At 70.8% G+C, this 18,616-nt stretch carries 12 protein-coding genes; 5 read left to right on the plus strand and 7 right to left on the minus strand.

From position 1 onward, the window contains the following. The first annotated feature begins 108 nt into the window (after positions 1–108). Positions 109–3,105, plus strand: a complete 2,997-nt coding sequence (locus tag ACYQ8Q_RS42885; RefSeq protein WP_460072604.1) for a carbohydrate binding domain-containing protein — start codon at positions 109–111, stop codon at positions 3,103–3,105. Positions 3,106–3,228: 123 nt separating this feature from the next. Next, on the plus strand, positions 3,229–4,788 hold the full coding sequence (locus ACYQ8Q_RS42890) for an alpha/beta hydrolase (protein ID WP_460072605.1): 1,560 nt from the start codon (positions 3,229–3,231) through the stop codon (positions 4,786–4,788). Here ACYQ8Q_RS42890 and ACYQ8Q_RS42895 read toward each other — a convergent pair. Next, positions 4,772–5,584: a hypothetical protein gene (locus ACYQ8Q_RS42895; protein WP_460072607.1), complete on the minus strand. Its 813-nt coding sequence runs from the start codon at positions 5,582–5,584 to the stop codon at positions 4,772–4,774. The genes ACYQ8Q_RS42890 and ACYQ8Q_RS42895 overlap by 17 nt on opposite strands. A 438-nt stretch (positions 5,585–6,022) precedes the next feature. On the opposite strand from ACYQ8Q_RS42895, the gene ACYQ8Q_RS42900 reads away from it, so the two are divergent. Next, entirely contained in the window at positions 6,023–7,207 is a 1,185-nt protein-coding gene (locus ACYQ8Q_RS42900) for a beta-ketoacyl-[acyl-carrier-protein] synthase family protein (RefSeq protein ID WP_460072609.1), read from the plus strand. A gap of 224 nt (positions 7,208–7,431) precedes the next feature. On the opposite strand, the gene ACYQ8Q_RS42905 is transcribed toward ACYQ8Q_RS42900, so the two are convergent. The 3 genes from ACYQ8Q_RS42905 to ACYQ8Q_RS42915 all read right to left on the minus strand — a co-directional run bounded on the left by ACYQ8Q_RS42905 (position 7,432) and on the right by ACYQ8Q_RS42915 (position 11,555). Next, positions 7,432–9,609, minus strand: a complete 2,178-nt coding sequence (locus ACYQ8Q_RS42905) for a SpoIIE family protein phosphatase (protein ID WP_460072611.1) — start codon at positions 9,607–9,609, stop codon at positions 7,432–7,434. Positions 9,610–9,780: 171 nt separating this feature from the next. Further along, positions 9,781–11,085 carry an MFS transporter gene (locus ACYQ8Q_RS42910; RefSeq protein ID WP_460072613.1) on the minus strand — a complete coding sequence of 435 codons (1,305 nt, stop codon included), beginning with the start codon at positions 11,083–11,085 and terminating at the stop codon, positions 9,781–9,783. Between the two features lie 2 nt (positions 11,086–11,087). Continuing rightward, on the minus strand, positions 11,088–11,555 hold the full coding sequence (locus tag ACYQ8Q_RS42915; protein WP_460072614.1) for a MarR family winged helix-turn-helix transcriptional regulator: 468 nt from the start codon (positions 11,553–11,555) through the stop codon (positions 11,088–11,090). 148 nt (positions 11,556–11,703) lie between these two features. On the opposite strand from ACYQ8Q_RS42915, the gene ACYQ8Q_RS42920 reads away from it, so the two are divergent. Together ACYQ8Q_RS42920 and ACYQ8Q_RS42925 are read left to right on the plus strand one after the other, a co-directional pair. Continuing rightward, on the plus strand, positions 11,704–13,110 hold the full coding sequence (locus ACYQ8Q_RS42920; RefSeq protein ID WP_460073742.1) for a DHA2 family efflux MFS transporter permease subunit: 1,407 nt from the start codon (positions 11,704–11,706) through the stop codon (positions 13,108–13,110). A 187-nt stretch (positions 13,111–13,297) separates the two neighbouring features. Beyond that, a complete protein-coding gene (locus ACYQ8Q_RS42925; RefSeq protein WP_460072616.1) occupies positions 13,298–14,026 on the plus strand; it encodes a dienelactone hydrolase family protein in 729 nt (242 codons plus the stop codon). Between the two features lie 99 nt (positions 14,027–14,125). Here the strand turns inward: ACYQ8Q_RS42925 and ACYQ8Q_RS42930 are convergent, their stop codons facing one another. The 3 genes from ACYQ8Q_RS42930 to dgoD form a co-directional block, all read right to left on the minus strand. Continuing rightward, the gene (locus tag ACYQ8Q_RS42930; protein ID WP_460072618.1) at positions 14,126–16,510 is read right to left on the minus strand and encodes a carbohydrate binding domain-containing protein; all 2,385 of its coding nucleotides are present in this window, start codon (positions 16,508–16,510) and stop codon (positions 14,126–14,128) included. Then, positions 16,507–17,073 (minus strand): hypothetical protein, encoded by a 567-nt coding sequence (locus ACYQ8Q_RS42935; RefSeq protein ID WP_460072620.1) that lies wholly within the window; start codon positions 17,071–17,073, stop codon positions 16,507–16,509. Before ACYQ8Q_RS42935 ends, ACYQ8Q_RS42930 begins: the two co-directional genes overlap by 4 nt. Before the next feature lie 345 nt (positions 17,074–17,418). Beyond that, positions 17,419–18,564: a galactonate dehydratase gene (gene dgoD / locus ACYQ8Q_RS42940; RefSeq protein ID WP_460072621.1), complete on the minus strand. Its 1,146-nt coding sequence runs from the start codon at positions 18,562–18,564 to the stop codon at positions 17,419–17,421. Positions 18,565–18,616 lie beyond the last annotated feature (52 nt).

An 18,616-nucleotide genomic window follows, 5' to 3' on the forward strand; every position in this document is an offset into this window, starting at 1 on the left:
GTCCATGACATGTCCCTGTAGCTTGCTCGATGCAAAAACTTGCAGCAATTTGCCGGTTCATATTTCAGGGCGCCCCCTTCGTCCCGCTGGCTCGCTGGGAGACACACCATGAGACGCACGTTTTCACCTTCGCGAGGCAGGCGAGCCCGTCCGGCCCGGCCCGCGCTCGCTCTCGCCGCCGCCACGGCAACGGTGTTCGGCCTGCTCATGGCCCAACACACGCCCCGCCCCACCCCCCTGCGGACAGCCGCTGCCGCCTCGAACACGGCGACCGTCTTCTACTACACGAAGACAAAGAACTGGGCTTCCACGTACCTGCACTACGCTCCCGACGGCGGCTCCTGGACCACCGTGCCCGGTGTGCAGATGGAGGCCGCCTGCACGGACTGGGTGAAGAAGACCGTCGACCTCGGCTCGGCCACCGCTCTGCAGGCCACCTTCAACAACGGCAGCGGCACCTGGGACAACAACGGCGGCAGCAACTACGCGCTCGGCACCGGCACCCTGACGGTGAAGGACGGAGTGATCGCCCACAGCGACCCCTGCGCCGGCTCCGGCGGCGGATCCGGCAACCAGGCCACCGTCTACTACTCGACCGCCACCTCCGGCTGGACCACGGCCAACATCCACTACGCGCCCGCGGGCGGCACCTGGACCACCGTCCCCGGCCTCGGCATGGAGGCCGCCTGCACCGGCTGGTGGAAGAAGACCCTCGACCTCGGCACCGCCACCTCGCTCAAGGCCGCCTTCAACAACGGCAACGGCGTGTGGGACAACAACAACAGCGCCGACTACACGATCACCACCGGCACCACCACGGTGAAGGACCGCACCGTCACCGCCGCGGCCACGGACCCCTGCGCGACGGAGGCGCCGGACACCGAGGCGCCGACCATGCCCACCGGGGTCGCCGCGAGCGCCACCCACACCTCCGTGGTGGTGAGCTGGAACGCGGCCACCGACAACAAGGGCGTGACGAAGTACCAGGTCACCCGCACCGGCGGAACCAAGGGCGCGGTCGTCACGGACGTGGGCTCCACCGTCCTGTCCGACACCGGGCTGGAGGAGAAGACCACCTACTCGTACACGGTGAAGGCCGTGGACGCGGCCGGGAACACCTCCGCCGCCTCCGCCGCCGCCACGGCCACCACCGGGGAGAAGGCCCCGGAACCGGCCCCCGGCACCCCGCTCGCCACCGACCCGCGCAAGGACCCGATCTACTTCGTCCTCACCGCCCGCTTCCACGACGGCGACACCTCCAACGACCGCGGCGGCAGCCAGCACGTCAAGTCCGGCAACGCGGCCAACGACGACCCCATGTTCCGCGGCGACTTCAAGGGACTGGTCGGCAAACTCGACTACATCAAGGCCCTCGGCTTCTCCGCGGTCTGGATCACCCCGGTCGTCCTCAACCGCTCGGACTACGACTACCACGGCTACCACGGCTACGACTTCTACAAGGTCGACCCCCGCCTGGAGTCGGCCGGAGCGTCCTACCAGGACCTGATCAACGCGGCCCACGCCAAGGGCATGAAGATCTACCAGGACGTCGTGTACAACCACAGCTCCCGCTGGGGCGCCAAGGGCCTGTTCACCCCGACCGTCTACGGCGTCCGCGACTCCCAGTGGAGCTGGTACTACGACGAGAAGAACGACGACTTCACCTACGACGGCCTGAGCGTGGAGCCCAAGTCCGGCAAGTCGTACTACAACGGCGACCTGTGGTCGACCGCCGAGCCCACCGGCAACACCTGCCTCAACTGGGGCAAGCCCACCGGAGGCAAGAGCGCCGAGGGCTACACCCTCTACAACTGCCAGTGGCCCAGCCCCACGTCGGGCATGTTCCCGAAGACGTACTACCACCAGTGCTGGATCGGCAACTGGGAGGGCGAGGACTCGCGCTCCTGCTGGCTGCACGAGGACCTCGCCGACTTCAACACCGAGTCGACGCCCGTGCAGAACTACCTCATCGGCGCCTACGACAAGTACATCGACATGGGCGTCGACGGCTTCCGTGTCGACACGGCCGTCCACGTTCCGCGCGTCACCTGGAACCGCCGCTTCCTGCCCGCCATCTACGACCGGGTCACCCAGCGGTTCGGCACCACGGCCGCACAGAACTTCTTCGTGTTCGGCGAGGTCGGCGCCTTCGTCAACGACAAGTGGAACCGCGGCTCGGTCAACCACTCGGCCCAGTTCTACACCTGGAAGGAACGCAAGGAATACAGCGCCGACGACGCGACGGCGGCCCTCGAGCAGTACACCTACGAGGAACAGCTCGGCACCGGCAACCAGCCGACGTCCACCAACGCCTTCCTCGACGGCAACACGTACCACACGCCGGACCGCAGCCGGTTCTCCGGCATGAACATCATCGACATGCGCATGCACATGAACTTCAGCGACGCGCAGAACGCCTACAACAACGGCAAGGACTCCGACGACAGCGTCAACGACGCCACCTACAACGTCGTCTACGTCGACAGCCACGACTACGGCCCGAACAAGTCGAGCACCCGCTACAGCGGCGGCACCGACGCCTGGGCCGAGAACATGTCCCTGATGTGGACCTTCCGCGGCATCCCCACCCTGTACTACGGGTCGGAGATCGAGTTCCAGAAGGGCAAGCAGATCGACTGCGGCCCGACCTGCCCGCTGGCGGGCACAGGACGCGCGTACTACGGCGACCACCTCGCCGGCTCCGTCACCGCGTCCGAGTTCGGCAAGGCCGACTCCGCGAGTGGCGAGGTCGCCACCACCCTGGCCCAGCCCCTCGTCAAGCACCTCCAGCGGCTCAACCAGATCCGCCGGGCCGTCCCCGCCCTCCAGACGGGGCAGTACTCCACCGCAGGTATCAGCGGCCAGATGGCGTTCAAGCGCCGCTACACCGGCGGCGGCACGGACAGCTTCGCCCTGGTCACCGTCACGGGCGACGCCACCTTCACCGGCATCCCCAACGGCACCTACACCGACGCCGTCACCGGCGACACGAAGACCGTCTCGGGCGGATCCCTGTCCGTCGCGGCACCCGGCAAGGGCAACCTCCGGGTGTACGTCCTGAACGGCCCCGGCAAGATCGGAGCCGACGGCCCCTACCTGAGGTGACCAACTCGAACCGCAGACATCCCTGAACCCTCCGGTCTCAGGGATGTCCCAGGGGGAACCCCCAGTGCCTTTCGGGGGATTACCGGACTGTGCCGGCCCGCAGACCGCCCTAGCGTTGATCACATGCCAGCCTCAACCTCTCGACGACGCCCCAGGACCCTCGCTGTGTGCGCGGTGCTGCTCGCCGCCACGGCCGTCGCGCCCGCCGCCACGGCCACGGCAGCCACCGCCGCCCCGGACCCGCTCGCCCGCTTCCACACCCAGCACCTCGACTGGCACACCTGCTCCCTCGGCCCCGACGACGAGACCGGCCAGGCGCTGGACGCCGCCGGCGCGGACTGCGCCGACGTCACCGTGCCGCTGGACTACACCGATCCCGGCGGCCGCACGATCACCGTCGCCGTCTCCCGCCGGAAGGCGAGCGACACGGCCCACCACTTGGGCCCGCTGTTCCTCAACGACGGCGGACCGGGCGGCCCCAGCCTCCACATGCCGCTGACGACGGCCGAGCCCATGGGCGAGGTCGCCGCCCGCTACGACCTCATCGGCATGGACCCGCGCTTCGTCGGCCGCAGCACCCCGCTCGACTGCGGCTGGACCGTGGGCTCGGCCTTCCTCCGCTCGGCCGGGTCCGACCGCGCGGCGTACCGGGAGGAGGTCACCGTCGCCCGTGACCTGGCCGAGCGCTGCGAGCGCACCCAGGGCGATGTGCTGCCGTACGTCACCACCCGCAACACCGCCCGCGACATGGACGTCATCCGCGCCGCCCTCGGTGCGGACACGCTTTCCTACCTCGGCTACTCCTACGGCAGTTACCTCGGCGAGGTCTACACCCAGCTCTTCCCCGGCCGCACCGACCGCGTGGTGCTCGACGGGGTCAGTCCCCCCGAGCGCTACAACCAGACCCTGCTGCGCGGCGCCGAGGGGGCCAACGAGGCGGCCCTGCGCGCCTGGGCCTCCTGGGCCGCCGCACGGCACACCACCTACGGGCTGGGCGCCACGCGCGACGAGGTCCTCGCGACCGTCCGCCACATCCTCGACGCCGCCGCGCAGGAGCCGCTGCGGATGGGGGACACCTACCTGCTGGACGAGCACGTGCTCCCCGCCTTCTTCATAGGCGGCCTCGGCAGCGATCTCGACGAGCGGCGCGCCGACCTGGCCGGGACCGTCCGCCTCCTGGCCCGCGCCGCCGACCGGGAGCCGGTCGAGCCGCCCCAAGGACTGGCCCGGCAGCTGGAGTTCCTGCTGACCTCGGCGGGCTCGGCGTCCTCCAGCCAGATGACGGCGATCCTCTGCGGCGACGTGGCCGAGCGGCGCGGCGTCGGCAGCTACTGGCGTGCGGTCGAGACGTCACGCGAGCGGTTCCCGCTCGCCGGCCCGCTGGCGAACGACATCACCCCCTGCGAGTTCTGGGACCCGCCCGCCGAGGCACCGACCGCGCTCGACAACGACGTCCCGGCCCTGCTCCTCGCCGCGACCGGCGACCCCCGCACCGTCTACTCCGGCGCCCGGGCCATGCGCGAACGCTGGCCGAGCTCCCGGCTCCTGACCGTCGAACACGCCCGCCAGCACGGCCTCTACGGCGAGTACGGCAACGCCTGCGTCGACGACCAGGTCAACACCTACCTCCGCACGGGCCGACTCCCCGCGCAGGACCCGACCTGTCCTACGGCTCCTCGGTGATGCTGGTGGCGATACCGTCGGTGATCTTCACTGTCGCGGACAGGGTGCCCGCCTTCGCGGCCTTCTCCAGCTGTGCCTCGGTGCACTCCTCGGCGGCCTGTCCGTCGGCGTCGCCGCACATCCCGCCGACACCCCAGATCTCGGTGTCCTCCGCCAACCAGAACTGCTGCTGGGTGTCCTTCACATCCGACACGGTGTACTTGCCGGGCGCCAGATACGACACCGTTCCCAGCCAGGTTCCGCTCACGCCCTCGGACGAGCCGCTCCCGCCGCTGCTCGAACCGCCCGACGAGGAGGAGGAGCCGCCGGTGGACGAGGAACCGGTGGACGAACCGCCGGTGGACGAGCCGCCGGTGGAGGAGCCGCCGGTGGAGGAGGAGCCCGAACTCTCGGCCGGACGCTCCGTGACGGTCACGGCCACCCCGTCCTTCAGCACCACATCCGCCGGCACCGCACCGCTCTTCGTGACCTTCTCGAGGTCCGCCTCGGTGCACTCCTCGGCGGCCTGTCCGTCGGCGTCGCCGCAGATCTCGCCCGCACCCCAGATCTTGGTGTCCTCCGCCACCCAGAACTGCTGTGCCTTGCCGTCGGTGGTGACCGTGTACTTGCCGGCCGCCACATAGCCGACCGTGCCGTCCGTGAACGTGCCGCTCACCCCGCCCTTGCCCGCGGCGGCCTGTGCCGTCGCCGCGCTGTCGCCCTCGGCGGTGTCGTCGTTCTGGCAGGCCGTCATCAACAGCGTTCCCGCCACGGCGGCAGCGGCGATCAGAACCGAACGGGAACGCAATGAGGTCATGACGAAACAGCCCCTTCAGAGGCAGTGGAATGGGAATGGGCCAGCGGCACGTGAGCCGCTGTGGATCAACTATGCCCCACCCCGGAACCCCCTCGGCAACACTCTCCTTGCGCTTCGACAACGCGGCGACAGCGCCCGGACATCTCGACATCGCCGCAGCACAAGCCAGTTGTCACCGGGTCGGACCGTGCCGACCGGCACCCTTGCCCGGGCGAGCGGCGACCTGTGCCCTCCGGCCCCGGCAGTGATGCCCTCCGGGGCCCGGCGTCCGACGGCACGCAGGACCGAACTCTCACGGTCCCGTTCTTCGCGATATGGACAAAGACAGGTGGAATGCGAAGTAGATTGCGATGAAAGCATCTTGACCCCGGTCTGGTGCATCAGGCAGGTTTCAGACACCGGACGTCATCCACGGGTTTCCTGCGAAAGATGCGTGCTATGGGCGCCTACCTGTGTCCTCCTGTCGTGGTGCAAGGCGAACATGTCGTGAGGACCGGCCAGATCCTGGCGGAGGTGCGGGACCGGCACCCGCAGGCGCCGTGGCTGCCGAGGATGGACGGGATCGCCGCGAGTACGGGGATCACCTCACGGGGGTGGATGCTGCCGCTGGAGTCCGCCTCCGCACCCGGCGCTGGAAAGGGCCTGCGGACTCCCGGCGCGGATGCGGCGCGTGCGGCGCTGAGCCGGGGCGGGTTCGCAGACGAGGAGGTGAACCGCGCGATCGCCACGCTGGAGGCGATACCCGCGCCGCAGACCGTCCAGGAGCGCACCGCGCCGGCCTGGGCGGCCGTGCAGTCGTACGGGGAACGCGCGGCGCGCGGGGCTCTTGGCGTCGCCGGACTGGACGCCGCCGACGTCGACTGTCTGATCACCAGTCACTCCACCACCCCGGCCCTCCCGGGGCTCGACCTGTCCCTGCTCAACCGCCTTCCCCTGCGGAGCGACGTACTGCTGCTCCCGGCCACCCAGTGGGCCTGTATCGCCGGCACCCGCTCGCTCGCGCTGGCGGCCGATCTGGTCGCGACGGACCCCGACCGCGTGGTGCTGGTCGTGATAGCGGAGGCGCTGAGCACCACGTACCAGCCCGCGGACGACACCCTGGAATCGCTGATCGTGCGGCTGCTGTTCGCGGACACCGCCGTCGCCGTGGTGGTCACGGGGCGCCCCGGACCGGAGTCGGTCCTCAGACTGGACGCGGTCTGGCACCACACCCTCCCCGGCACCATGGACCTGCACCGGCTGGAGACCCGGGCCGACGGCACGCACTTCGTCATGGACCGTCGTGGACCGCGTGCCGTACAGGAGACGGTCGCCGCGATGTGGACGTGGTTGCGGGTACGCCATCAGGACGACGGGCCGCCCTGGCATCCCGACCTGTTGCTCGCGCATCCCGGCGGGACGAGGGTGCTGGAGTACATGGAACAGACGATGCCCGACGGATGGCCGACGGGCCTGCTCGCCTACAGCCGGGACAGCTACACCACGGGAAACCGCGGCGGCGCCGCCGTGCTCGACATCCTGTGCCGGGCCCACGAGGCCGGCCAGAAGTCGGGCAGCCGCACCGTGCTGTACGCGGCCGCACCCGGACTGACCGCCACGGCCGTGGAGGGGGAGTGGCTGTGAGCGGGGCCTGCCCTCCCCAGGCCGTGTCCGCGACCTAGGGCCCTTCTGATGGATCTCCGCGGCGTCGCGACGCCCGGCACGCACTCTCGCCGCACCGGACAAAAGCCCTAGTAGCTCCGCTACGAGGGCTTCCGCCCGGCACTCCCCCAGCCTTCGGCCGGGGGGACCCCCAGAGCACGCACCGAACGCCGCTCCTACTCCCACGGAGATCCATCAGAAGGGCCCTAGGTCTCCAGTTCCGCCCAGACCGCTTTGCCGGTCTCGGTCCATCGCACCCCCCAGCGGGTGGTCAGCTTGTGGACGACGTGGAGTCCCCGTCCCCGGTCGTCGAGCGGCCTGCCGCGGTGCAGGCGGGGCCGGCCGTTGCCGCGGTCGCCGATCTCGCAGGTCAGCCGGCTCCCGGCCCGCACCAGCCGCACGGTGACGGGCCCGGTGCCGAACCGGACGGCGTTGGTGACCAGTTCGCTGACCACCAGCAGCGCGCTGTCCCGGGGCTGGCCGCCGATGTGCCAGCGCCGCAGGACGGCGGAGGCCAGGGCGCGGGCGCGGGCGGCGGTGTCGTCGTGGGCGGGCAGGCGCCAGGTGGCGGTGTCCCGGCCGCGGCGGCCGGCCATCCGCGCGAGCAGCAGGGTCACGTCGTCGCGCAGGGGCTCCTGCGGGGCCAGCCGGGCGACCACGCGCCGCGCGGCCCGCTGGAGATCGTCCCAGGGATGCACCTCGCGCACCACGTCCGTCAGCCGGCCGATGCCGTCGTCGATCGAGGTGGACGGATCCTCCACCAGGCCGTCGGTGTAGAGGACGAGGAGCGAGCCGGGCGGCGCGGCGAACTCGTGCACGTCGAACGGCTCCCGTACGGCGAACTCGGCTCCCAGCGCCGGGTGCGGTTGCGCGGCGACGGTCTTGGCGGACCCGTCGGGGTGGACGAGGACCGGGGGGAGGTGACCGGCGTTGGCCATCACCACCCGGTGGTCGACGGGATCGTAGACCGCGATGCAGCACGTCGAGCCCAGTGCGCTGTAGCCGGCCGCGAGGCCCGCGTCCGTGTCGTCCAGCAGGGTGACCGTCTCGTCCAGCCGCTCCAGCACCTCCCCGGGGCCCAGTCCCGCCGACAGCAGCGCGCGGGCCTCCATGCTGAGCTGGCCCATGGCCGCCGCGGCACCCAGGCCGTGCCCCACGACGTCACCGACCACCAGCGCGGTCCGGTCGCCGGGCAGCGGAAAGCTGTTCACCCAGTCCCCGCCGACGCCCGCGCTGTCGGGAGTGGTGGGCTCGTAGACACTGGCGACCTCGATGGTCTCGCTGCCGACCCGCGGCAGCAGGCGGCGTTGCAACGCCAGGACCTGTGCGTGCTCCCGCTGATGCTGGCGGGCCAGGTCCACATGGCGGGCGGTCTTGGCCACGAGTTCCTGGAGGTCCAGCAGCTCACCCTCGCGGAAGGGGCGCTCCGGCCGGCGCCAGACCTCCGTCACGCCCAGCACGATCGGGCCCGGTGCGCCGTGCGGCCCTTCCACGATGAGCGGAATGCAGGCGACACTCACCGGCTGGTCGCCGGGCACCAGGGCACGCACCAGCTGGCGCTCGCCGAGCGCCCGCTCGATCGCCTCGCGGTCACGGACGACGATGGCCTGCGGCACGTCGTCCCGCATGACCGCGCCGGCCAGCAGACGGCTCGCCTCCTGGGGAAGGTTGTCCCCGGGCGTGAGGTACCCCTCGGGCCAGGCCCGGTCCGGCACCAGGGCGGCCCGCCGCAGCCGGATGCGGTCCTGTGCCTGCTCGGTGACCGCCTCGCCCGTCCACACGGCGTAGTCGAGGTCGACGGCGGCCACGTCGCCCCAGGCCAGCAGGGACTGGGCCAGGGACTGCGCGGTCTCCCCGATGTCGAGGGACGTCCCGATCGCGGCGGCGGAGGCGTACAGGTGCAGCCGCTTGGCCATGGCGATCAGCGAGACGGTCAGACCCTTCTGCGGTGTCGCGGCCGGCAGGATGCTCATCGACACCACCAGCTCCGACCCGTCGCTCCGCCGCAGTCGCTGGACCCGGGCCACGTGCGCCTCCCCGGTGTCGAGGACCCTCTGCAGGCGACGGGTCACCGTCGGTACGTCCCCGGGAGGCAGCAGATCGGCGAAGGAGTCCCCCGGTGCGACCGACACCCCGGCGAAAGGGGCGGCGTCCACATTGCAGCTGGTGATCCTCAGATCCTGGTCGAGGTTGACCGCCCCGAGGATCTGTTCCCGGTCGTCGGGCTCCGCGCCGGCACCCAGGGGCGGACGCATGTCATCCTCGCCCGGTGCAGGGGCGGGATCCGCGGACGCCTTCGCTCCGGCCCTCGGGATGTAATCCGCCAGGGCCCCGCTGACCATGTCGAACGGCGAGGCCGAGGAAGAGGACGAAGTGGCGTTCATGCGTCTCACGCAGCTCGCTGACTCCGGCACACGCCGGACGATGTTTCCCGGGGTGGTGCGGCCCAGCCCCGAGATCCTTCACCGCACCTCTCATGAGTAACACAAACAGCGTCTCCACCGAATAGGTAAAAATTAGCATAAAACGATAATTCTTCCGGGGGTGTGCGGGGGCTACGTCGGGGCAGGGAGCCTTCGGCCCAGGCGGGCGAGTGGGGAGAGGGCCATCAGCACCGGCGACAGCAGCATGCCCGCGGCTGCCACCAGGAGGCTGGTGCGCGTCCCCCATGCCCCCGAGAGAAAGCCGCCGAGGAGCGAGCCGAGCGGGGTCAGCCCCATGCCGACGAAGGTGACCGTGGCGGCCACCCGGCCTTGCATCCCGTCCGGCGTGACGGTCTGCCGGACGGCCATGACCGTGACGTTCACCAGCTGGCCGAAGGTCCCGAAGACGAAGTTGACCGAGCAGAGCGCGATGACCGTCGCCGCGGAGGAGCCGTGCAGCGCGGGCACGCACAGGAACGCGCCGTCGCCGAGTGCCGCCGCGGAGACGAGCACGGGGCCATGTCCGAAGCGGCTCGGCAGACGGGCGGCCAGCAGCGAACCCAGGAGCGCGCCCGGCCCCGTCGCCGCGAGGGCCAGCCCGACGGCGGTGCCCGAGAGGTGCAGGTCCCGCGGCAGGAACAGCAGATAGACGGTCATCACGGCGGCGAAGGAGAACTGGAAGGCGGCGGACGCGAGGCATACCGTCCGAAGGGAGGGGTCGCCGGCGACGAAGCGCAGGCCCGCGTGGATCCGCCGCCAGACCGGGGGAGCGCCCTCAGCGCGTTCCGGGTGGTGAGGGCGGTGAGGGCGTTCCGAGTGCGCCGGGACGGACTCGCGGCGGCCGATCCGTCGTATCGTCAGGAACGACAGCGCGAAGAACAGCGCGCTGGACGCGGCGGCGATCGGCGCCGACACCACGGACACCAACGCGCCGCCGAGAGCGGGACCGCCGATCTGCGCCGCGGACCGACTGCCCTCGAGCGCGCTGTTGCCCGGCACCAGCTGATCGCGTCTCACCAGCCGTACCAAGGACGCCTGATAGGCCACGTCGAAGAACACGGACAGGGTCCCGACGGCGAACGCGACCACGAGCAGCACCGGCAGGACGAGCCCGCCCAGGAGTCCGGCCGCGGCGGCGGCGCCCAGCGCCAGGGCCCGGCCGGCGTCCGTCAGCACCATCACCGTACGGGTCCGCCATCTGTCCACCCACGCGCCGACGAAGAGCGACAGCAACAGGATCGGCGCCTGCCCCACCGCGCGCAGGGCGCCCAGCTGGCCGGCGCCGGCGTCCAGCGTCAGGACGGCGACGAGCGGCAGAACCACCAGGCTGGTGTGTTCGCCGAGCTGGGAGGCCGTCTGGCCCACCCACAGCCTGCGGAAGTCACGGTCCCGCCACAGGCTCGACGCAACGGCATGGCTTCGCTTCTCGTGAGTCACCGTCACATGCCGGGCGAAGGCCGGTCAGGCCGGTCCCGGTCGGCCGTCGCCTCGCGGATCACCGTCAGCAGGGCCCGGAACCGCTCGCGGTCCTGCGGGGTGAGACCGGCCGTCGCCTCCGCGAGCGCCAGGCGGTCCACCTCCTCCGCCTCCCGATGGCACCGCAGACCGTCGTCGGTCAGCCGGAGGAGAAAGGCCCGGCGGTCGTCGGGATGACGGACGCGCTCGACCAGACCGTCCCGTTCCAGGCTGTCGACGATGCTGGTCGTGGTGCGCGCCGCCACGCCCGTCATCTCGCTCAGGTCCCGCATCCGCAGCGGCCGCTCGGCGCGCGCGAGCATCCGCAGGGCCCGCAGCCGCGCGACCGAGGCGCCGCCGGTCCGCAGGCGGTTCTCCACGAACCGGCGCAGCTGCTGTGTCGTCTCGTAGAGCTCGTCGACCAGGACGTCGCTGCTGCCCTGCACTGCCATGTGTCGCTCCCCGTCGCGCGTTCCACCGGAAACCCGATTCTATGAGCAGCGACATAGTGAGTATGCTCAGTATGTGCTGCTGTCCCCGCGTCGCTCCCGCACGCCTCTCCGTTCCTTCCGTCCCGGCCAGCGCCTCGTCGTGCCCGTGATGTGTGTCAGCGTGACCTTCATCGCGATCGTCGACGGGGCGATCACCACCGTGGCCCTTCCCTCCATCGCCCGGCAGTTCGGGCTGACCACGGCAGCCCTCGACGGGGTGGTCGTGGTCTACCCGGTGTGTCTGGCCATGACGATCCCCGCCTCCGCGTGGCTCGTCGAACGCTTCGGCGGCAAGCGCGTCCTGCTCACCGCGCTCACCGTCTTCCTCGGCTCGTCCCTGCTGTGCGGCACGGCCGCCGACCTCGCCCAGCTCGTGGCCTTCCGCGCGGTGCAGGGGCTGTCCGCCGGTGTGCTCTTCCCGGCCTCCGCCGCCCTGCTCTTCGCCACCTTCAACGCCTCCGACCAGGTGCGGATCTCCCGCTACATGATCATCCCGCAGCAGATGGCCCCGGCCGCGGCCCCCGTTCTGGGCGGCGTCCTCGTCGACCACCTGTCCTGGCGGTGGGTCTTCTACGTCAACGTGCCGGTGGGCCTGCCCGTCGTCGCGTTCGGCCTGCTGTTCCTGACCGAGCACCGCGGCCGGCCGCCCGGCCGGTTCGACCTGCCCGGTCTGCTGCTGAGCGCCGCCGGACTGGGCGCCGCGATGTTCGGGATCTCCGAGGGCCCCGGCCGCGGCTGGACGTCCGTCCCCGTGATCGCGTCCCTGGTTCTCGGCGCGATCCTGCTCGCCGCCACCGCCGTCCACCAACTGCGCGTGACCGAACCGCTCCTGAAACTCCGCCTCTTCGCGGACCGGCTCTTCCGCGACACCAATCTGATCAACCTGGTCGGCCTGGTCCCGATCCTCGGCGCCATGTACCTCGGCCCGCTCTTCCTCCAGCAGGCCCAGGGCCGCACCGCGCTGGAGTCCGGCACCAGCACCTTCCCCGAGGCGTTCGGTGTCCTGCTGACCGTCCAGGTCGCCGGGATCCTCTACGCGAGGGTGGGCCCGCGGATCATCGTCGGCTGCGGGCTGGCCGGCGTCAGCGTGGTGCTCCTGCTCTTCGCCACCTGCGACGAGGACACCAGCCTGTGGACCTTCCGGGCCTACATGTTCCTGCTGGGCATCGCCATGGGCGGGGTCTTCATGCCCACGACGGTGGCCTCGCTCACGAACGTCGACCGACAGGACCTGGCCCAGGCGTCCACGCTCAACACCGTGGTACGGCAGACCGGAGGAGCACTGGCGCCGGTCGCGGTGACCACCGCCCTCGTCCTCGGCACCCCCGCGGCAGCCGTCGCCGATCCGCCCGTCACCTCCTACCAGTACACCTACCTCGCCCTGGCCGCCGTCGCGGCGGCGACCGCGGCCTTCGCCTTCACCCTCCCCGACGCCCGCGCCCGCGCAGCCGCCGGCAGCACGGCCGCGGCGTCCCGCCCGGCGGCGACCGCGGCGCACCACGAGAACGCCTGCTGACCACCGCACGGCACCGGCACGGAACACCGTCCGGCCGGGACGCCGCCTGTGGTACGTTCGGCGCCGCCATGCACCACCGCGAGTTCGAGGAGGTGAGACCCATCAACGCTGTGACAGGCCGGGACTCCCTCCTCCGCATGGTCCGGGGAGCGCCCGCACAAGGCATCCCGAAAGGCGTGAGACGCAGATGCGCTTCACCTCCCGGACGTCGTCGGACGGCGTCACCGAGCAGTTCTTCACCCTCCACGAGATCCCCGGCGTTCTGTGGACGCCGGAGGACGCCTCCGGTACCCGGCCCCTGATTCTGCTGGGCCACGGCGGCCGCCAGCACAAGACGGCCCCCGGCAACGTGGCCCGCGCCCGCCGCTACGCCGCCGCGGGTTTCGCGGTCGTCGCGATCGACGCGCCCCACCACGGCGACCGGCCCCAGGGCGAGGAGTTCGGCCGGATCGCGGCCGGCATGCGGGCCGGTATGGCCGCCGGTGAGGACCCGGGCGCGCTGGTCGCCCGCATGCACAGCCATCTGGCCGCTCAGGCCGTCGCGGACTGGCGGGCGGTCCTCGCCGCGGTCCAGCGCCTCGACCGGGTCGGCGCCGGCCCGGTGGGCTACTGCGGTCTGTCGATGGGCTGCGGGCTCGGCATTCCGCTCATCGTCGCCGAGCCCCGGATCCGCGCCGCGGTGCTGGGCCTGCTCGGTGTGCGGGGGCTGGCCGAGGACGCCGCGCGGATCACTGTGCCGGTGCAGTTCGTGGCCCAGTGGGACGACCAGCTGGTTCCCCGGGACCAGAGCCTGGCGCTGTTCGACGCGCTGGCCTCCTCAGAGAAGACGCTGCACGCCAACCCCGGCAGGCACGGGGATGTGCCGTCGTTCGAAGTGGACGGCTCACTGAGGTTCTTCACCCGGCATCTGAACTGACACCGGGGCACATCCCCAGGCACACCGGCCGGGTCCGTGTGTGACCCGGCCGGCACGCCCGCGCTCACCGGTCGGCCGGGGAAGACCGGCCGACTCCGCTCACTGCTGGGTCAGGGTGACCTCGTCGCAGTAGCCGTCACCGGTGCCGGAGGAGAGGTGGCAGTAGACGCGGGCGGTGGTCACGCCCGAGCCGGTGGTGAAGGTCGTCGACACCTTGGAGTAGGTACTCAGGGTGGTCGAGGCGCTGGTGGTGGCGGAGCCGTTGTAGAGCTTGGCCTCCAGCGCGGTGGTACTGCCGGCGGTCTGACTCTCCAGCGCGCCGGTCAGCCGGTAGGTCGTGTTCGGCGTGAGGTTGTAGACGATCTGCCACAGATTGCTGCCGCTCAGGGACGAGTTCGCCAGCCCGGCGGCGTTGCCGTTGGACGCCGTGCTCGTGAGCGAGTAGTCCCCGTTGCGCCAGGGCACCGTGTGGCCGGACTCGAAGTTGCCGTTGACCACGTAGTTCTTGACCGGGGTGACGGCGAGGTCGTCGCAGTAGCCGTATCCGGTGCCCGAGCTCTTGTAGCAGTACAGCCGCGCGGTGCCGGCGGTCGCGCCGGTGGTGAAGTCCGCGGAGACATACGTCCACGAGGTGCCGCCGGCGCTGGCCGTCGTCTCGATGCCGCCGGCGTTCTTGACGCCGACGTTCATGACCTCGCCGGAGACATCGGACTTGACCCAGCCCGAGACGCGGTACGTCGTCCGGGGCGCGACCGGCACGCTCTGCTCGACCGAGGCGGGCGACGAGGAGATCCGGGCCGCGTAGGTTCCGGAGTGGGCGCCGGAGCTCACCACCGAGACGGTGTTCCACTTGCTCCAGGCCGTGAGCGAGCCCTTCTCGAAGCCGAGGTTCTCGTTCGCGAGGCAGGTCGCGTCGGAGGGCGAGCTGTACTGGTCGGCGCCGATGTCGGGGGCGCAGGTCGAGGGCACGGTCGAACCCCAGTAGTCCTGGCCGCCGTTGTCGGGGACGACGACTCCCGCGCCGATGGCCGGGGAGGACGACGAGCCGATCTGGTAGCCCGTGACGCTGCCGATGCCCGTGCCACCGCTGCCCGGCGAGCTCAGCAGCGGGTCCGCCGTGATCTTCCCGGGGTCGGACGGCTCGCTGGCGGGGTGGTTGCCGTAGAAGAGGTTGTTGCGCCAGGCGAAGTTCGAGGCGGGCTGGCCGGTCGTGTAGACGTAGCCGCCGCTGCCCAGGTTGTAGAAGATGTTGTTGGCGAGCGTCAGGTCGTTCCAGGCGCCCGTGACCTCCAGGACGTTCGCGGTGGAGCCGGACGGGATGTAGACGGTGTTGTTGTAGAACTTGGAGTCCTGCGAGCCGTCCATGGTGATGGCGCGGAGGAGGTCGTTCTCGCTGACGTTGTAGCGGACCACCCCGTTGCTGCTGAGGCGCATCCCCCCGCCGCAGCCGCAGAAGAGGATGAATCCTCCGGCGTTGTCGTGGCTGTAGTTGTACTGGACGATCGTGCCGTCCTGGCCGTAGTCGACGTCGAAGCCCTGGCCGTCGGAGTTGCCGGAGTTCTTCTGCGTCCCGTACGCCTCGTTGTACTGGATGACGGTGCCGTCGGAGTCCCAGGCCCAGATGCCGGCGTTCGCCGTGTTGCCCTTGGCCGCGTTGTAGACCACGTTGTGCTGGATGACCGCGTTCTGCGACATCTGCACCACGATGCCGTCGCCGTCCGTGTCGTGGACGGTGTTGTTCTGGACGACGACGCCGGTCCACGGGGTCCAGGCCGGGTTGTTGCAGTTGACGGACGGCCTGCACAGCCAGGTGCTCGACATGTTGATGCCGCTGCGGGCGACGTTGGCCACCGTGTTGCCGTCGATCACGACGTCGTTGAAGGCGCTGGCCGTGGTGGTGCCGAGCACCGCGAAGAGGATGCCGGCGCTGCCGTCGACCTCCTTCGACTGGTTTCCGTTCACGTCATGGACGTTCAGGTTGCTGACCTTGTAGTGGGTCCCGGTTCCGTAGTTCTCCAGGACCACGTAGACACCGCGCCGCGCGTTCGCCCCCTTCACGGCGCCCGTGTTCGTCACCTCCAGGTTGGAGATCTCCCAGTACTGCTGGTTGTACAGGTAGACCGCGTCCGTGCCGCCGCCCCCGGCGATGATCGGCAGCGCGCCGGTGCCGTAGGCGTCGATGGATATCGAGCCGCCCGCGGCGCTGCCGGAGCCCAGCGGGTGCAGGGTGCCGGAGCAGGTCGTCCCCCGCTTGAGCAGGATCTGGTCCCCGGGTGAGAAGGTCGTCGCGTTCGGGCCCGCCAGCGAGTTCCACGGTGAGGCGGAGGTGCCGGTCCCGTTGGTCGCCGCCGAGCAGTCCACGTAGTAGGCCGTGCCCGCCGCGTAGGCCGGCGCGGCCGACGTCAGCGCCACGGCGCCGCAGGCGACCAGCATGGTGACGACCACGCCGGTGACCCACCGACGGATCTCTCTGAGATGTCTCATGGTGTCTCTTTCCGTACAGCACTGTCGGAAGGGGTGGAGGGGTTCGCCGTGACCTTGCGGAGCTCGGCGACGATCGCCTGCGTGGGAGCGGCGCGGTTCTGCCAGGTGGCAGCCACGTGTCCGGCGGCGTCGATCAGTTGGGTGTGCAGCTGTCCGTCCTCGGACAGCGGTGCCCCGGCGGAGGCCGAGTCCGCGGCGACCACCAGGGCGGCCGGGATCGTCCAGTTCGCCGCGAAGTTGCGCAGTGCGGCGTCCGTCGTGTGCCCGTCCGAGTCGGTGATGAGCACCCGGACCTGGGGATACTGCAGTGCGACGCTCTTGAGCGAGGGGATCTGGCTGCGCGCCTGTGCCGCGTCGACGTCGCCCTGGTCGTCGATGGGAAGGGCGGACACGACGGTCGGACCCGAGACGGAGATCCGGTCGCCGTCGAGGAGGGTCACACCGGAGTCGGCCGCCGACTTGGCATGGCAGGCGGTGACCAGCAAGAGGGCGGCGGCGAACGGGATCGCCCTCAGGGGACGCGACCAGGTCCTGCCGGTTCCGGTATGCGCTGACAGAAGCATCTTTGCTCCGATCCGTCCATGGTGTTCCGGGCGCGACGGCCCTCAGGAGCACGTGCGCGTCTGCCGGGCGGCTCGCGCATCCGGCGGTGGTGGGAGGTGGCCGTACGGCGGCGGTGGCCGAGTACCACGTCGGGGCGTCCGGCAGGAGGCAGGTCCGGCGACAGCGACCTGCGGTTGCGCGAGCCGCTCCGGCCGCTGTTCCCGCGGGTCCGCACGCTCATGGGGCCGTGCGCCTCGTCAGGTGTCCCGATCTGTTCGATCGACCCTCCGGCCGGACCGGGGTCTCCGTCCCGCCGGGGTGTCCTTCGGCCCCGCGGTCGTGCCGTGGCGCCGGTGTCACGGGTGCTACCAGGGGGCCAGCGAGCCGTCGGCGTTGCGGAACACGGGGGTCCGCCAGTGGTGTCCGCGTTCGGCGGCGGCGCGTACGGCGTCCTCGTCGATCGTGATGCCGAGTCCCGGGCCGGTGGGGCGTTCGATGAAGCCGTCGCGGACCGTGAAGGGTTCGGTGTCGGCGAGGTAGCCGAGCAGTCCGCTGCTGTCGCCGTATCCGATGCCCAGCGACTGCTCCTGGATGAGGAAGTTGGGGATGGCGAAGTCGAGTTGGAGGCTGGCGGCGAGCGCGATCGGGCCGAGGGGGCAGTGCGGTGCGATCAGGACGTCGTACGTCTCCGCCATCGACGCGATGCGCCGGGTCTCGGAGATTCCGCCGGCGTGGCTGATGTCGGGCTGTGCCACGGCGATACCGTCCGCCATCACGGACCGGAAGTCCCAGCGGGAGAAGAGCCGTTCTCCGGTGGCGACGGGGATCGACGTGGCGCGTACGACGGCTCCGAGATCGCGGGAGAACTCGGGCAGGACCGGTTCCTCCACGAACATCGGCAGCAGGGGCTCCAGCAGCGGCAGTACGCGCCGGGACATCGCGCCGCTGAAACGGCCGTGGAAGTCCAGTGCCAGGTCCCGGTGCGGACCGATGGCCTCCCGTACGGCGGTCACTCCCTGCACGATGGCGTCGATCGCCGCCGGTGTGGCGAGCGGTTCCAGCTGGCCGCAGGGGTTCAACTTGACCGCGGTCATTCCCTTGGCGATCTGGGCGGCCGCCGATTCGGCCAGCTCCTGGGGGTTCTCGCCGCCCACCCAGCCGTAGATGCGCACCCGGTCCCGGACATGACCGCCGAGGAGCTGGTGGACCGGGACGCCGTGGGTCTTGCCCGCGATGTCCCACAGGGCCTGGTCGATACCGGCCAGCGCGCTGTTGAGTACGACGCCTCCGCGGTAGAACCCGCCCTTGGCGAGGGTCTGCCAGTGTTCCTCGATGCGCGCGGGGTCCTGGCCCAGGAGGTGGTCGAAGGCCTCCTCCACCGCTTTGGCCGTCGTGCGTGCCCTGCCCTCGACGATGGGTTCCCCCCAGCCCGATATGCCCTCGTCGGTGTCGATGCGCAGGAAGAGCCAGCGCGGTTCGACGAAGAAGAGCTCGTAGCCAGTGATCTTCATTGCGGGGACCTCCGGGTCCGGTGCGCGGCCTGGGGCAGGCCGCAGCGGCGTG

Source organism: Streptomyces sp. YKOK-I1, assembly GCF_054660435.1.

What these genes read in the sequence shown, in the direction of transcription:
- ACYQ8Q_RS42885 (WP_460072604.1), top strand. Translation starts at nt 109, where the DNA reads ATGAGACGCACGTTTTCACCTTCGCGAGGCAGGCGAGCCCGTCCGGCC.
- ACYQ8Q_RS42890 (WP_460072605.1), top strand. Translation starts at nt 3,229, where the DNA reads ATGCCAGCCTCAACCTCTCGACGACGCCCCAGGACCCTCGCTGTGTGC.
- ACYQ8Q_RS42895 (WP_460072607.1), bottom strand. Translation starts at nt 5,584, where the DNA reads ATGACCTCATTGCGTTCCCGTTCGGTTCTGATCGCCGCTGCCGCCGTG.
- ACYQ8Q_RS42900 (WP_460072609.1), top strand. Translation starts at nt 6,023, where the DNA reads ATGGGCGCCTACCTGTGTCCTCCTGTCGTGGTGCAAGGCGAACATGTC.
- ACYQ8Q_RS42905 (WP_460072611.1), bottom strand. Translation starts at nt 9,609, where the DNA reads ATGAACGCCACTTCGTCCTCTTCCTCGGCCTCGCCGTTCGACATGGTC.
- ACYQ8Q_RS42915 (WP_460072614.1), bottom strand. Translation starts at nt 11,555, where the DNA reads ATGGCAGTGCAGGGCAGCAGCGACGTCCTGGTCGACGAGCTCTACGAG.
- ACYQ8Q_RS42920 (WP_460073742.1), top strand. Translation starts at nt 11,704, where the DNA reads ATGTGTGTCAGCGTGACCTTCATCGCGATCGTCGACGGGGCGATCACC.
- ACYQ8Q_RS42925 (WP_460072616.1), top strand. Translation starts at nt 13,298, where the DNA reads ATGCGCTTCACCTCCCGGACGTCGTCGGACGGCGTCACCGAGCAGTTC.
- ACYQ8Q_RS42930 (WP_460072618.1), bottom strand. Translation starts at nt 16,510, where the DNA reads ATGAGACATCTCAGAGAGATCCGTCGGTGGGTCACCGGCGTGGTCGTC.
- ACYQ8Q_RS42935 (WP_460072620.1), bottom strand. Translation starts at nt 17,073, where the DNA reads ATGCTTCTGTCAGCGCATACCGGAACCGGCAGGACCTGGTCGCGTCCC.
- dgoD (WP_460072621.1), bottom strand. Translation starts at nt 18,564, where the DNA reads ATGAAGATCACTGGCTACGAGCTCTTCTTCGTCGAACCGCGCTGGCTC.